Genomic DNA, 14,393 nt, shown 5'->3' with positions numbered 1-14,393 from the left:
CTCTTTGTTCGGTTCACCCGCTCTGGGGGCTGTGTCGCCTGCCGTGCTCACATCTTCGCGGCCGCGCCGCGAATGGCCTCGCGGATGCGGAAGTAGGTTCCGCAGCGGCAGATGTTGGCGATGGCGTCGATGTCCTCGTCGGTGGGGTCGGCCGTCCGCCGCAGGAGCGCCACCGCGGCCATGATCTGGCCGGGCTGGCAGAAGCCGCACTGGGCGACATCCTGTTCGAGCCAGGCCTCCTGCACCGGGTGCAGGTCGTCCCCGTCCGCCAGGCCCTCGATCGTGGTCACCGTCTTGCCGGCGCAGGCGGACACGGGCACCACGCACGGACGGATGTCCGCGCCGTCGAGGTGACTGGTGCAGGCCTTGCAGACGTCCACGCCGCAGCCGTACTTGGGGCCGCGTACGCCCAGCATGTCGCGGAGCACCCACAGCAGGGGCAGATCGTCGGGCGCGTCGACGGTGACGCTCCGCCCGTTGACGATGAAGGTGTGCGAGGGCACGGCGCGGCGCTCCTGGGGTGGTGTCGAGAACGATGGCGGGGGGGGAGGAGGAACGGGATCGGGGTGGTCTGGGCCCTACCGGCGCCACTTCGACGACAGGGCCTAGCGGGGGTAGGGGGTGAAGTCCACGTCGAAGTCGAGCGGGAAGCTCCGCGGCTTCCTCCCGGTGGCCCGGGCCCAGGCGTTGGCGATCGCCCCGACGGCGGCGGGCACCCCGAGTTCGCCGGCGCCGCCCGGTTCGGCGCCGGTGGCCGGGAGCACGAAGACCCGTACGTCCTGGGGGGTGTCGCGCTGCGTCGCCCAGTGGAACTGGCTGTATCTGCCCTCCAGTGGCCACCCGTTGTCGAGGTGCAGGCCTGCGCGCAGGGTGGTGGAGAGGGCGTCGGTGAGACCGCCGATCATCTGGGCCTCCAGCCCGCGCGGGTTGACGGGCAGGCCCACGTCGACCGCGATGACGGCCTTGGTGACGCGGACGTGCTCCGGGTCGCGGGTGTCGATCTCGACCAGGCAGGCGGTGCGGGACTTGTACTCCTCGTGGAAGGCGATGCCCTGTGCGCACCCCGCCGGCATCGGTCGCCCCCATTCCCCCTCCCGCGCGGCTTTGTCGAGGACCGCCCGCTGGGCGTCCGTCTTCAGGAAGGTGCGGCGGAAGCCGTACGCGTCCTTCCCCATCCGCGCGGCCAGTTCGTCGACGACGATCTCCTCGGCGCCCCGGGTGTTGGCGGAGTACACCGAGCGCCACGAGCCGGTGGGGACTCCCGTGGGGACCTCGGTGAGCGCCTGGGTGGTGAGCCCGAAGTGGTACGGGGACTTGATCGTGGTGAGGAACAGGGTCTGGGCGAGGGTGGCGTTGCCGAGGCCGAGCGGCAGGTTCGCCGCGGTGGCGGTGATGATCTCGCCGAGCCCGTGCCGGAAGTCCGTCTCGGCGGCGGCCACCCGGTGTTCGAACGTGAGCACCTCGCCGAGGGCGTGGGTGGCGCGGATCTTGTGGTGGGTGGCCGGCCGCATCCGACCGTGACGGGTGTCGTCGACCCGGGTCCACATCAGGCGCACGGGGCGGCGGCAGGCCTTGGACACCCGGGCGGCCTCCAGGGCGGCGTCGAAGAAGAGGCGCCGCCCGAAGGATCCACCGGCCTGGACCACGTGCACGGTGACCTTGTCGAGCGGCAGTCCGAGGTCGGCGGCGATGGTCTGGCGGGCCACGATCGGGGACTTGAGCCCGGACCAGATCTCGGCCCGCCCGTCCCGTACGTCGGCCACCGCCGAGTTGGTCTCCATCGGGGCGTGGCTGACGAACGCGAAGTCGAACTCGGCGTCCACGTACGGGGTGAGCAGCGGCGGCACCAGCAGCGGCGGGGTGGCGGCGCGCAGCTTCGTCCGTACCTGCGCGTCCGAGAGCCGGTCGGCGGGCCCGGGCCCCCAGGCGACCTGGAGGGCCGCCTTGGCGTCGAGTGCCTGTCCGAAGGTCTCGGCGACGACGGCGACGCCGGTGGGGATCGTCACCACGTGCAGGACTCCGGGCATGGCCTGGACGGCGGCGAGGTTGGCGACGCCGCGGACGCTGCCGCCGAGGGTGGGCGGTCGGCGCAGCACGCAGGGTTTGGCACCGGGTACGTCGAGGTCGAGGGTGTAGCGCAGGGCTCCGGTGACCATGGCGCGGGCGTCGACGCGGCTGGTCGGCCGGCCGACGAGGGTGTGCCGGGCCGGGGGTTTCGGGGTGGCCCCGAGGACGATCAGGCCGGGCGCGGCGGCGGCCGCGGCGAGGCCGCCGTAGTCGGCGGTGCGCCCGTCGGGGGCCCGGACGACGCCGTTCGCCGTGGTCAGGGCGGAGGCGGAGAGGTTCCAACGGGTGGCGGCAGCGGCGACGAGTCGGGCCCGGGCGGTGGCGGCGGTCTGCCGGACGGGTCCGTAGAGGGACCGGATGGCGTTGGAGGAGCCGGTGAGCTGGTTGAACAGCAACTCGGGCCGGGCGTCGTCGAGTTCCACCCGGACGTGGGCGAGCGGGGCGTCCAGTTCCTCCGCGACGAGCATGGCCACGGCGGTGGTGAGGCCTTGGCCGACCTCTTCCCGGGGCAGTCGGAAGCGGATCGTGCCGTCCGCCTCGACGGCGAGGGCCAGCAGGGCGGACGTGGGCGCCCCGGCCAGGATGAACAGGTCTCCGAGGTCCACGAGGTCGGCGATCGCGGGCAGGCTCGGGATCACCGCGTGGGCGGGCTGCGGGGCGAGGGCGTCGACCGCGACCCGCGTGACGAGGGCGAGGGTCGGCGCGGCGACGAGGTGGGTGAGGAACGAGCGCCGGCTCCGTCCCGTGTCGTGGCGTTGCCCGGCGTCGCCGCCTTGATCGTTCATGTCCCCGTGGCCCCTGCTCCCGCGCGGTCCGCGGAACGGACCTCCCCCGACTCATTACCGACACGTAGCGTAGCGATCACCGGGAGCAGGGGGAACCCGCTCCGGGGGCCCGAGCGCACGCATCTGTCCGCCGGCGGCGGGGGTCCTTCGTTCGGGGGTACCTCGCGCGTCACGGCGAACGGAGGCTCGCGGGGGCACAACGGCCGGGTTCGCTCGCACACTTCGGCCGCACGCTCGACCGGGCGCTTCCCGGGGGCCGGTTTCCGGCCGGGTCCCGCCGCGGGGGCACGGCCCCTCGGATGGGGATCTTCCCCGGGGGCGCCGGTAGGGGTGACCGGATTCGTTCGCACGGCCTCGGAGCGTCCGGAAGGCCGCGAGCATATGCCCCGGGCAAGCCTCCAACAGATGTTGCCAAACCGCTTACGACCCTCCGCCGGCTGTGCCACAGTCGATTCCGGTCCTTCTTTCAGACCTGGCCGTGCCGCGCCTGTATCGGAGTCCTCATGCCGTCCCATCTCTACGCGGACCGTCCCGCGCAGCCCCCCGAGCCGGGACCGGTGGACGCCCTGATCTCACAGACCCGGCGACTGCGGGGCGAGGTGAACGCGGTGCGCCGCGACGCCGTCGCGGACGACGACGACGCGCGGGGCCGCTGGCAACGGGCGCTGTGCGACCTCGCCGTGCACCACCTCGACGACCTCGGCCGGCACCTCGGCCAGCTCAAGGAAGGGCTGCCGCCCGCCCCCGAGGAGCTCGTCGAGCTGCCGCACGGGGCCTGCGACACCCTGTCCGAGGAACCACCGACCCGGGTCGGGAGCGCCGAGTGGAACCTGCTCACCGACGCGGTGACCTGGTCCGAGGAACTCTTCCAGATCTTCGGCCGGTCCCCCGAGGCCGGCCCGCTGCCGCTCGACGAACTGGGCTCGACCCTGTTCTCCGAGGACCAGCCGGCCCTGACCGCGATGGTCACCGACTGCCTGGTGGACGGCAAACCGATCGACGGCGAGTTCCGCATCGTCCGGGCCGACGGCCGCGTCCGGACGTTGCACATGAGGGGCGAGCCGGTACTCGACTCCGACGGTTGCACGGCCTCCATGTGGGCCGTGCTGCGGGACGTGAGTGAACTGCGCCGAAGCCAGCGCGCGGTGCGCGAGTCGCACGACTCGTTGCAACGCCGCCGGGACATCGCGCGGACCGAGCACCGGCTGGCGGTCGAGCTGCAGGAAGCCGTGCTCCCCCCGTGGCGCGGCTCCCTGCGGTTCCCGCACGACAACACCGGCGCGCTGGACGTCGCCGCGCACCACCTGCCCTCCGCGACCCGCGCGCCGATCGGCGGGGACTGGTACGACGCACTCGAACTGCCCGACGGTCGCTCGCTGTTGACGGTCGGCGACCTCACGGGGCACGGAGTGAGCGCCACCTCCGGGATGGCGATGCTCCTCGGCGCCCTGCGCGGGATGGCCATGGCCGGCATCGAGCCGGGCCCGCTGATGGGTTGGCTCAACCAGCTCCTGGACACCTCCGCGCAACCGGCGCTCGGCTCGGCCGTCTGCTGCCACTACGACCCCGCCCGCCGGCTGCTGTCCTGGGCCCAGGCCGGACACCCGGCCCCCCTGCTGTTCCGTCGCGGTCGCGGCCGCTCCCTGCAACCGCCGGAGGGCGTGCTGCTGGGGGCGACCTCCGGCGCCGTGTACGGGCAGGCCGAGGAGCGCCTGGAGCCGGGCGACGTACTGATCCTGCGTACGGACGGACTGACCCCGCGCGGTTTCGGGATCGCCGAAGCGGACGGCCCCGAGCGGCTGTTGGCGCTCGCGCCGGAGCTCGCCACGGCCCGGTCCGCGCAGGAGTGCCTGCGGATGGTCACCGAGGAGTTCGACGAGAACGAGCGCGGCGGCGACGCCTGCGTGCTGGTCGCTCGGGTCGGATCGTAGGGGCGGCCGGACCGGGGCCTCCTTCTCGTTCTCGTTCCTTGAGGGCCGCGCCCGGGGCGCGGCCCTTCCCGCATGTCCGCGGAGGTGGGTGGACCTCATACGCCGGCCCCGACGCCGGCGGCGCGGGCCTCACACCGGCCTAGGCGCCACGGGGCTGTTGGGCAGGGCCGACTCGATCTCCTGGCGCAGGTCCTCGATGCGCGCGTAGCCGGCGTACTGGCCGGTGAGGCGGTACATCTCGCGCAGGCGGTCCCATGTCCGGTGCGAGGAGGTCTCGTTCATCGACACCAGGGCCAGGCGGGCGTAACGGTCGGCCTGTTCCGGGTCGTCGGCGATGAAGCAGGCCGAGGCCATGGAGAGGTAGTCGAAGATCTGGGAGCGTTGGTGCCCCTGCGCACGCAGCCGCAGCGCCTCGTGGGCGTGCCGCTGGGCGATCGGCGCGACCGAGGGGTCGTGGTCGGCGAGGGTGCGGAAGGCCAGGGCCTGCATGCCGTGCAGGTCCGCCTCGTCGAAGTGCTGCATCCACGACGGCGGTGGCACGTCGCCCTTGTCGGAGACGAACAGGTCCTCGGCCTCGCCCAGGGTGCGGCGCATGGCCTGCCCCTTGCCCATGGCGGCCTGGGCCCAGGCCTCGATGGTGTGGAGCATGGCGCGCGTGCGCGGCAGGGTCTGCTCCCCGGAGCCGGACTGCGCCAGCTTCATCAGGTCGAGGGCCTCGTTCGGCTTCCCGAGGTGCACCATCTGGCGGGCGGCCCGGGACAGGGCCTCGCCGGCGCGCGGCCGGTCGCCACCCTCACGCGCCGCGTGGGCGGCGATCACGAAGTACTTCTGGGCGGTGGGTTCGAGACCGACGTCGTGCGACATCCAGCCCGCCAGGACCGCCAGGTTGGCCGCCACCCCCCACAGCCTGCGCTGGAGGTGGTCGGGGTGGCGGTAGGCGAGCATGCCGCCCACCTCGTTGAGCTGGCCCACGACGGCCTTGCGCTGGAGTCCGCCACCCCTGGAGGCGTCCCAGGCGCGGAACACCTCGACGGAGCGCTCCAGGGCCTCGATCTCCTGGGAGCCGATGGGGGCGGCCTCGTAGCGGTCGTACCCCGCCTGATCGGCCTGGTAGGCGTTGTCTCCGAAACGCTGCGCGTCCTTGGCGGCGGCGGGATCGGTGTGCAGCCAGTCGTACATGGCGTTGCTGAGGGCTGAGCCTGCGGTGAGCGCGACTCCCGCGCCCATCAGGCCGCGACGGTTGAGCATGAGGTCCATTCCCGTGAATTCGGTGAGGACCGCGGCTGTGCGTTCGGGCGCCCAGGGCACTCCGTCGGGGTTCTCCTGCGCCCCGTCGGGCTGCCGTTTGGAGGTGCGCCGCTGCCGTACGAACCCGAGGTCCTCAATGGTCACGACACGACCGAGCCGCTCGGTGAACAGTGCTGCCAGTACCGTGGGCACCGGTTCGCGCGGGGTCTCCCCCATGTCGATCCAGCGCCGCACCCGCGAGGTGTCGGTGGCCAATTGGTGGTGACCCATGGCCGCCGCCTGCCGGTTGACCATCCTCGCCAGTTCGCCCTTGGACCAGCCGGCCAGGCCGAACAGGTCGTTCAGACGGGTGTTTGGACCTTTGCTCACGTCAAGCCCCCAGGTTCTCGGCTGAGTTGACAGTAGCCCCCCGTCAGATGCCCAGCGACTATTCGCCAGGCTTCGCCAGGGCACGCAAGATGGTCCGCCACCCACGGTCGGGTGTCAGGTAGGAATGCGCCTCCCCGACCCGGTCACCGACGGAACTCCCCAGGGTGAAGCACGGGATCCGGCGGGGCGGCGTACGCAACTCGTCGGCGCACGAAGGGAACTGTAAACGCCATGTACGCAGCAACGACCTCCGTGTCCGCACCGGTCCGGCCGCACCGTACGCTCCCGGCCGGTGGCGGCCCCTACCTCGAACCCGGTCGCCCGGCGAACCTGCCCCAGGGCGCCCTTCGGACGCGGCGGATGCCGGGCACCGGAACCCAGCCGCCGAGCGGAAGAATCGACCTCTCGGGGCCGCAGGGGGCGCAGTTGCGCACCGCGCTCGCCTCGGTGCAACGGATCTGTCCGGAGTTCGCACCCGTGCAGGTGCTGCGGCGCAGCGGCCGCTCCGTCCTCCTCGTGGGCACCACCGGACGGATGACGGCCGTCGCGAAGGTGTTACTGGATCATTCGCCGGAATGGCGCGAGCGGTACCGGCACGAAATAGCTGCGTACCGGACCTTCGTCCGCAACCGTCCGCCGGTCCGGGTGCCCCGCCTGATCGCCGCCGACCCGGAGAACTGCGTACTCGTCGTGGAGCGGATGGCGGGCCGGGTCGCCGCGCTCCAGCGACACCCGGTGGAGGCCCCGCCGCGGGCCGACGTCCGGGCGGCGCTCGGGGCGGTGTGCCGGGTCAACCAGTGGCGTCCGGCGCCCGAGCTGTTCGGGCACCCGATGGACTACGCCCGGCGGATCAACCGCGACCACGAGCTGGGGTTGCTCACCGACCGGGACCACGGCGACCTGCAGAAGCTGCTGCACGGCCTGAAGCTCGCCGGCACCCCGTGGCAGTTCAACCACGGTGACGCCCTGCTCTCCAACCTGCTGCTGTCCCCTGCCGGCCCGGTGCTCCTCGACTGGGAACACGCGGGCTGGTACCTGCCGGGCTACGACCTGGCGACCCTGTGGACCGTGCTGGGCGACGCCCCGGCCGCCCGCGGTCAGATCAGCAGGCTGGCGCAGCAGCAGGGACCGGCGGCGCGAGACGCCTTCCTGGTGAACCTGATGCTGGTGCTGACGCGGGAGATCAGGATGTCCGAGACGGCGGTGCAGCGCTCGATGTCGGCGGCCGCCCCCGCCCCGTCGACGCCGGCGGGCTCCCTGTCCTCGGGCGAGGAGCAGCGCCTGCTGCTGCGACGGTTGCACGACGACTGCGGGATGGCCCGCAGGGCGGTGCGCGCGGCGGTCGGCACGCGCTGACGCGGACGGTTCGCGCGGAGGTCCCATGGCGGTCATCGCCATGGGACCTCCGCGCGTCCTTGGGGCGGTGGTGGGACGCGGCCGGGGCGGTGGCGGGTCCGGTGGGAAGCGGCGGCGCCGGATGCCTTGACTTCACATGATCCCCCGAAGACCTTTTCTGACTCGGCATCAGACATGCCGGACACGCCCGCTTCCCCGACCCGCTGGAGCCTGCCATGTCCGCGAGCCCCGATCCCGCACGCCCCGCCCTGCCCTCTCGCCGGACCGTCCTCGCCGGGACCGGAGCCGGCGTACTCGCCGCCACCGTGCTGCCGGGGGCCGTCGCGCGGGCCGCCGACGGCGACCCGCTCGGCGAGTACGACGTCGTCGTGGTCGGCTCCGGCGCCTCCGGAATGACCGCCGCGCTCACCGCCGCCGGGCGGGGCCTGAGCGTGCTGGTGGTCGAGAAGGCCCCCACCTTCGGGGGGTCGGCCGCCCGGTCGGGGGCCGGCATCTGGTTGCCGAACAACTCGGTGATCCTGGGCGCCGGGGTGCCCGACACGCCTGCGAAGGCCGCCACGTACCTCTCGGCGGTGGTGGGGCCCGACGTACCGGCGGACCGGCAACAGGCCTTCCTCGCCAACGGCCCCCGGATGCTGGACTTCGTCATGGCGAACAGCCCGTTGAGGTTCCGCTTCATGGACGGCTACAGCGACTACTACCCGAACCTGCCCGGCGGGCTGCCGAACGGCCGTTCCATCGAGCCCGACCAGATCGACGGCAACGTCCTCGGCGCCGAACTGGCTCGCCTGAACCCGGCGTACATGCCGGTGCCGGCCGGGATGGTCGTCTTCAGCCAGGACTACAAGTGGCTCAACCTCGCGGCCGTCAGCGCCAAGGGCCTGGCGGTGTCGGCGGAGTGTCTGGCGCGCGGCACGAAGGCGGCGCTGCGCGGGGAGAAGCCGCTGACCATGGGGCAGGCCCTCGCCGCCGGACTGCGGGCCGGCCTCCAGCGGGCGGGGGTCCCGGTGTGGCTGAACAGCCCGCTGGTGGACCTGGTCCAGGAGGGCGGGGCCGTCACCGGCGTGGTGGTGGAGAAGGAGGGCGTACGGGGGACCGTGCGGGCGCGCAAGGGCGTGATCATCGGCTCGGGCGGCTTCGAGCACAACGCGCAGATGCGGGCCCAGTACCAGCAACAGCCCATCGGCACCCAGTGGTCGGTCGGCGCGAAGGAGAACACCGGCGACGGGATCCGCGCGGGGCAGCGCGCCGGCGCGGCGCTGGGGCTGATGGAGGACGCCTGGTGGGGGCCGTCGATCCCGCTCCCCGGCGAGCCGTACTTCTGTCTGGCCGAACGGACCCTGCCGGGCGGGCTGATCGTCAACGGGAACGGCACGCGGTTCGTCAACGAGGCGGCGCCCTACAGCGACGTGGTGCACGTGATGTACGAGAAGGACCGGGGCGCGGTCGGCTCCCACATACCGGCCTGGCTGATCGTGGACCAGAACTACCGCAACAAGTACCTGTTCAAGGACATCCTGCCGACCTTCGTCTTCCCCGACTCCTGGTACGAGTCGGGCGCGGCGAAGAAGGCGTGGACCTGGGACGCGCTGGCCCACCAGATCGGGGTGCCGGCCGGTGCGCTGCGCTCGACCCTCAACCGCTTCAACGCGCAGGCGTGGAGCGGGAACGACGCCGACTTCCACCGGGGCGACACGGCGTACGACCACTACTACACGGACCCGAACGTCCAGCCGAACTCGTGCCTCGCGCCGATCTGGGCGCCCCCGTTCCACGCCTTCAAGATCGTGCCGGGGGACCTGGGGACGAAGGGCGGCATCGTCACCGACGCCCGGGCGCGGGCGCTGCGGGCCGACGGTTCGGTGATCCGGGGCCTGTGGGCGGCGGGCAACGCGAGCGCGGCGGTGATGGGTCACAGTTACGCGGGGGCCGGATCGACGATCGGTCCCGCGATGACGTTCGGGTACGTGGCGGCGAACGACATCGCGGACGCCTGACGCACGGACCGGCGCCGCCCGCCCGCTCACGCCCGCCCGCTCGCGGCCGCGCCGGTCGCGCGGCGGGCGGCCGGGCGGAGGGTCAGCCCTGCTGGAAGAGCTCGGCCGGGAGCGGCTTCAGGAGGGCGTAGAGGTCGTCGGTGATCGGGCGGTCCCAGCTGGCGATGGTGACCAGCACGTTGTCGCTGCGGTCGAACTGGACGCAGGAGATGCGGGACTCCGACAGCTTGACCTTGCGGACGATGAGGAGGTTGTCGCCCTGCATGACGGGGCAGTCCTCGACTCCGGTGACCTCGACGTCCTCGTCGTTCTCCAGGGCGTCGAGGAGCTGGGCCACCTCGAAGGGGACCTGCTTGTCGGCGAGGTCCCGGGCCGGCGAGCCCTCGGGGAGATTGCCGATGATCATCGCGGGGCCGCGACCGCCGAACAGGTCGTAGCGCAGGAAGACGCCCTGGCAGCTGCCGTCGGGGGCGGGGAGCAGCCCGGCCCCGAGGTTGCCCGGCCAGTCCCCCGGGTCCATGGCCAGGACGTCGAAGTCCGGGCCGGCGGGTGTGGCGGCGCGGTGGCGGCGGAGGAAGGACATGCCGCCATGGTACGTGGCCGGGACCCTTTTCCGGCCCGGGCCCCCTCATCCGACCCGGCCCCGCACCCGCCGCCCGGGGCGCCGCGAGCCGTCGCCCCGTCCGGTACCGTCGCCACCCCTTCCGGTTTCCCGCGTCGGACCGGTCGGTCCCTTGATCGACCGCCCCGGCGCGCGGTGGTCCGTCGCGCATCCGCCGGTGGCCATCGATCCGGTATCGGGGGCCGGCCGGGATGGATCTTGCGTTTTCAACGACTTACGCTTGGCCGCGAAGCGCACATCGACGATCGGCCGCTGGTCCGAGGAAGGGCAGGCAGATGGCCGACTCAGACCCGTCTCCCACCGTGACGCCCGCTCAGCCGTGTGCGGGCACCGGTCGCCGGGCCCCCGGGCGGTGTCACGGACCGGTATCCATCCTTCCTCGGGGTGACGCCCTCGCCCCGAGGAGGGGGACACTGCTCCTCGCAGCCTCCACCGCGTCGTCGTCGGCGGTGTTCGGGGTGTCCACAGGGGAGGGCGGAGTATGAGCGTGGCCCGGTCCATGCGCAAGCTGTGCAAAGCGCTGACCACCTCACTCGACGTGGAGTCGACCGCCGAACCGCGCGCCCTCTTCCGAGCGCTGTGCGACAACATGAGCGCGCTGCGCGGCGGGCGGCCCATCCTGCTGCGCTTCGAACGGTTCCCGCCGGAGCTCACCACGTCGGGGTTGTGGCTGAACATGGAGGACTACGACATCGTCGTGGTGGAGAAGCACACGACGCCGGACCACCAGCTCGTCATCCTGGGGCACGAGCTGTGGCACATGCGGGCCGGGCACGGCAGCGTGCACGGCCTCGGTCCCGCCGCGGCCGCCAGGTCGCTGCCGGGCAACCCCGACCTGACGTACGCCACCGTCGCGGCGCGTTCCCACTACGAGGACGCGGACGAGATGGAGGCCGAGAGGTTCGGACTGCTGCTCGGGGACCGCTGCCGGGGTTGGCTGGCCTCCCCGGGCACCGCCGCCGACGCCGCCCGGCGGGACGATGTCGCCGGACGCATCGGCAACGCCCTCGGCGGCCGCGGACCGATCGGGTTCCGCTGACGTCCGACGCCTTCGACGGCCCGTACCGCACCGCCGCCTGCGTGATCACGGTCTCGGTGCCGTGGAGCCGGCTGTGGCAGGTCGTGGGATGGCCACGCGCGGGGCTGCCGGAGCCGGCGCCCTGCACGGGTGTCCGCTCAGCGGATGGCGCGGTCGTACGCCTCCAGCGCCTCCGGCAGCCCGGGACGGTCCGTGCCGAGCTTGCGGTACGCGGCGGACAACTCCCGGGACGACGGGACCGGGTGCCCGGCGACCACGGCCCGGGCCGCCTTCAGCTCCTCCTCGGTCGGCGCGGCCTGCCAGGCCGTGTCCCGCGGCACGGGGCCGCCCCGTTCGAGCAGGGTCCGCGTCGCGGTCCGCTCCAGGCCGTCGGCCCCGCACTCCCGGGCCGTGAGCACCGCTCGCGCGAGCGTCTCCACGTCCCCGGTGTGGGTGCCCAGGGCGGCCAGCGCGCAGGCCAGCTCGTATCCGGCCGGGGAGGCGGACAGGAGGGACACCGCCTCGGTGAGCGGCCCGGTGCGGTCGGCGGGCTCCGCTACCTCGGCCGCCACCCGCAGGGCCTGGCCGATGCCGGACGGGGCGCCGAAGGCGCGGGCACGTCGGACCGCGTCGGAGGCGAGCGTGCGCGCCCTGGTCGGATCCTCGGCGGCGACCGCCCTGGCGAGGAGGAGCTGCCAGGGGCACCAGGACGGGTTCTGGATGCCGCGTGGGGTCAACCGCCGGTCGACGGACTCCAGTTCGGCGACGGCCGCCGCGGTGTCGCCGCGGGCGAGCAGGAGTTCGGCGTGCACGGTCTGGGAGTCCGGGAACACGACGGCCGCCGGGAAGGGCTCGGCGTACTCGTGTTCCCGTGCCAGCTTCCAGGCCTCGTCGGCCCGCCCGCGGGCGAGCAGTGTCGTGACGAGGATGGCGATGGCGTACCAGTGCACGGGCGTGCGCCGCCCGACGCGCTCGGCGAGCCGCAGCCCGGCGCGGGCCAGTTCCTCCGCCTCCACCAGCCGCCCGCGCCGGTACCGGATGTACGCGCGCAGGCTGTACGCGAAGGACAGGTGGGCGCCGCGCCAGCCCTGGCGCTCGAACTCGGCGGTGCCGGCCTCGAACAGTTCCTCGGCGCGCCACGGCCGGTCGGCGTACATGTGGACCATGGCGGTGAGCACGGGAACCTCGAAGCCCCGGTCCTCGTGGGCCCAGCTGAAGTGGGTGGTCAGGGCCCGGCGGGCGTGGTGCAGGACCACGTCCACGGGTTCTCCGCGCAGGCAGGCGTCCCAGGCGCGCAGGCCGATGACGTAGCGCTCGGTGAGGTCGCGGCCCGTGAGTCGGTCGGCGAGCCTGGTCAGGCGGCGCGAGCGGGCCGGCGAGTCGGGTTCGGCGGCGTTGAAGGCGTCCCACATGAACTGCTCGGACTGCAGGCGCAGTCGGGCCCGGAGTTCGTGCGTGTGCGGGATCTCCCGGGCGAGGGAGTCCGAGGCCTCGGCGAGCCGGTCGCTGTGCGAGAGCACCTGGGCGAGCCGGATGACGATGCCCTGGCGCAGGGCGGGGTCGTCGAAGGGCTCGGCGAGGGCCGCGCGCAGGTGGTTGACGGTGTTGGCGGGCTCGGTGAGCAGGGAGGCGCAGCCGAGTTCGTAGAGGACGGCGGCGCGCTCGTCGAAGTCCGGGGGTTCGCGCAGGGCGCGGGCGAGTTGGCGGCGCGCGGCTTCGGGGGCGCCCGCGCGGAGGTTCTCGCCGGCGGCCTCGCGCAGGGTGCGCACCACCCAGGGATCGCCTTCCGGGTGGGTCTCCAGGAGGTGGCGGGCGGCGGCGGAGGGACCGAGGCCGGCGTCCACGACGGCCGCGGCGGCCTTGCCGTGCAGGGCGACCCGCAGAGCGTCGGGGATGGCCCGGTAGATGCCGGTGGCGATCAGCGGGTGGACGAACTCCAGTCCGGTGAAGGGTTCTTCGCCGCCGACGGGGTCGGCCGCGCCCGACAGGATGCGGGCGTCCCGCAGTCGTCCGGTGGCGTCGACGGCCTCCTCCGTGCCGAGGCCGGCGACCCGGGCGGCGATGTCCCGGGGGATCGCGGTGCCGAGGACGGCGCAGGCCCAGGCGAACCGGACGGTGGAGGGGCCCAGGTTTTGCAGGCGGGCGACGAGTCCGCTGCCGCGTTGCGCGGCGGCGAGGTCGGCCAGCAGCGGGGCGCTGGCCTCGACGGGGGCGAGGCCCTTGTCCCGGACCCGGGCGGTGAGCTCGACGGCCTCGAAGGGGTTGCCGGTGGTGACGGCCCAGGCCTCGTGGCAGAAGACGTCGTCCGCGTGGTCGCCGACGGCCTCGCGGATCAGGGTGGAGACGGCCGCGGCGCTGAGCGGGGCGAGGGACAGCGGGCGCTGTCCGGCCCGGCCGGGCAGCGTGCGGAAGGCTTCGGCGTGGGCGGGGAGTTCGTCGGGGCGGTAGGCGACGACGAGCAGCAGGGGAAGGTGTTCGGCGCGGGGGGCGAAGGCGGCGAGCCAGCCGAGGGACTCGGGGTCGGCCCAGTGGGCGTCGTCGAGGACGAGGACGACGGGGGCACGCTGGACGGTGAGGTGGGTGAGGACCCAGTCGAGGCCGTCGCGCAGGCCCTGGGGGTCGGGCGGGGCGCCCTGTTCGGGGGCGCAGAGGCCGAGGGCCGGACCGACGATGGCGTACCAGCTGCCGAGGGTTTCGCGCAGTTCGGACTCGGTGTGGCCGGCCAGCCGGGGCTGTATGAGCTGGCGGGCGACGTGGAAGGGCTGGCTCTGTTCCTGCTCGCCGCCGCGGGCGGCGAGCAGGGTGCAGGAGCGGGTGTGGGCGCGGCGGCGCACCTCGGTGAGCAGGGTGGTCTTGCCGAGGCCGGCCGGGCCGGAGAAGGCGAGCAGGGCGCCGCTCGCCCCGCGTCCGTCCGTGCCCGGTGCGGTGAGTTGCTCCAGGGCCTCGTCCACGGTGGCGAGTTCCGCTTCGCGTTCGAACATGGTGCGCCGTGTGCGGGTC

Annotated in this window: 9 protein-coding genes; 4 read left to right on the top strand and 5 right to left on the bottom strand. The window is 73.4% G+C overall.

Annotated features, from left to right (window positions below):
• Positions 1–47 precede the first annotated feature (47 nt).
• Positions 48–503 carry a (2Fe-2S)-binding protein gene (locus OG906_RS30160; protein WP_329447245.1) on the bottom strand — a complete coding sequence of 152 codons (456 nt, stop codon included), beginning with the start codon at positions 501–503 and terminating at the stop codon, positions 48–50.
• Between the two features lie 102 nt (positions 504–605).
• Positions 606–2,852, bottom strand: coding sequence for a xanthine dehydrogenase family protein molybdopterin-binding subunit (locus OG906_RS30155; protein ID WP_329447244.1), 2,247 nt, complete (start codon positions 2,850–2,852; stop codon positions 606–608).
• Between the two features lie 503 nt (positions 2,853–3,355).
• Between OG906_RS30155 and OG906_RS30150 the strand changes: the two genes are divergently transcribed.
• Entirely contained in the window at positions 3,356–4,783 is a 1,428-nt protein-coding gene (locus OG906_RS30150) for a PP2C family protein-serine/threonine phosphatase (RefSeq protein ID WP_329447243.1), read from the top strand.
• 129 nt (positions 4,784–4,912) lie between these two features.
• Here the strand turns inward: OG906_RS30150 and OG906_RS30145 are convergent, their stop codons facing one another.
• Positions 4,913–6,400, bottom strand: a complete 1,488-nt coding sequence (locus OG906_RS30145) for a DNA-binding protein NsdB (protein WP_329447242.1) — start codon at positions 6,398–6,400, stop codon at positions 4,913–4,915.
• 231 nt (positions 6,401–6,631) lie between these two features.
• Here OG906_RS30145 and OG906_RS30140 point away from each other — a divergent pair, with 231 nt between their 5' ends.
• Positions 6,632–7,756, top strand: coding sequence for an aminoglycoside phosphotransferase family protein (locus OG906_RS30140; RefSeq protein ID WP_329447241.1), 1,125 nt, complete (start codon positions 6,632–6,634; stop codon positions 7,754–7,756).
• A gap of 215 nt (positions 7,757–7,971) precedes the next feature.
• Positions 7,972–9,753: a 3-oxosteroid 1-dehydrogenase gene (gene kstD, locus OG906_RS30135; RefSeq protein WP_329447240.1), complete on the top strand. Its 1,782-nt coding sequence runs from the start codon at positions 7,972–7,974 to the stop codon at positions 9,751–9,753.
• Between the two features lie 82 nt (positions 9,754–9,835).
• Here kstD and OG906_RS30130 read toward each other — a convergent pair whose 3' ends face one another.
• A complete protein-coding gene (locus OG906_RS30130) occupies positions 9,836–10,336 on the bottom strand; it encodes a hypothetical protein (RefSeq protein ID WP_053682053.1) in 501 nt (166 codons plus the stop codon).
• A gap of 520 nt (positions 10,337–10,856) precedes the next feature.
• On the opposite strand from OG906_RS30130, the gene OG906_RS30125 reads away from it, so the two are divergent.
• Positions 10,857–11,414 (top strand): toxin-antitoxin system, toxin component, encoded by a 558-nt coding sequence (locus OG906_RS30125; RefSeq protein WP_329447239.1) that lies wholly within the window; start codon positions 10,857–10,859, stop codon positions 11,412–11,414.
• A 137-nt stretch (positions 11,415–11,551) separates the two neighbouring features.
• Here OG906_RS30125 and OG906_RS30120 read toward each other — a convergent pair whose 3' ends face one another.
• The gene (locus OG906_RS30120) at positions 11,552–14,374 is read right to left on the bottom strand and encodes an ATP-binding protein (RefSeq protein WP_329447238.1); all 2,823 of its coding nucleotides are present in this window, start codon (positions 14,372–14,374) and stop codon (positions 11,552–11,554) included.
• Positions 14,375–14,393: the final 19 nt, after the last annotated feature.

Origin of the sequence: Streptomyces sp. NBC_01426 (assembly GCF_036231985.1) — a bacterium.
Taxonomy (GTDB): domain Bacteria; phylum Actinomycetota; class Actinomycetes; order Streptomycetales; family Streptomycetaceae; genus Streptomyces.
This window is presented reverse-complemented; position numbering and strand designations above follow the sequence as displayed.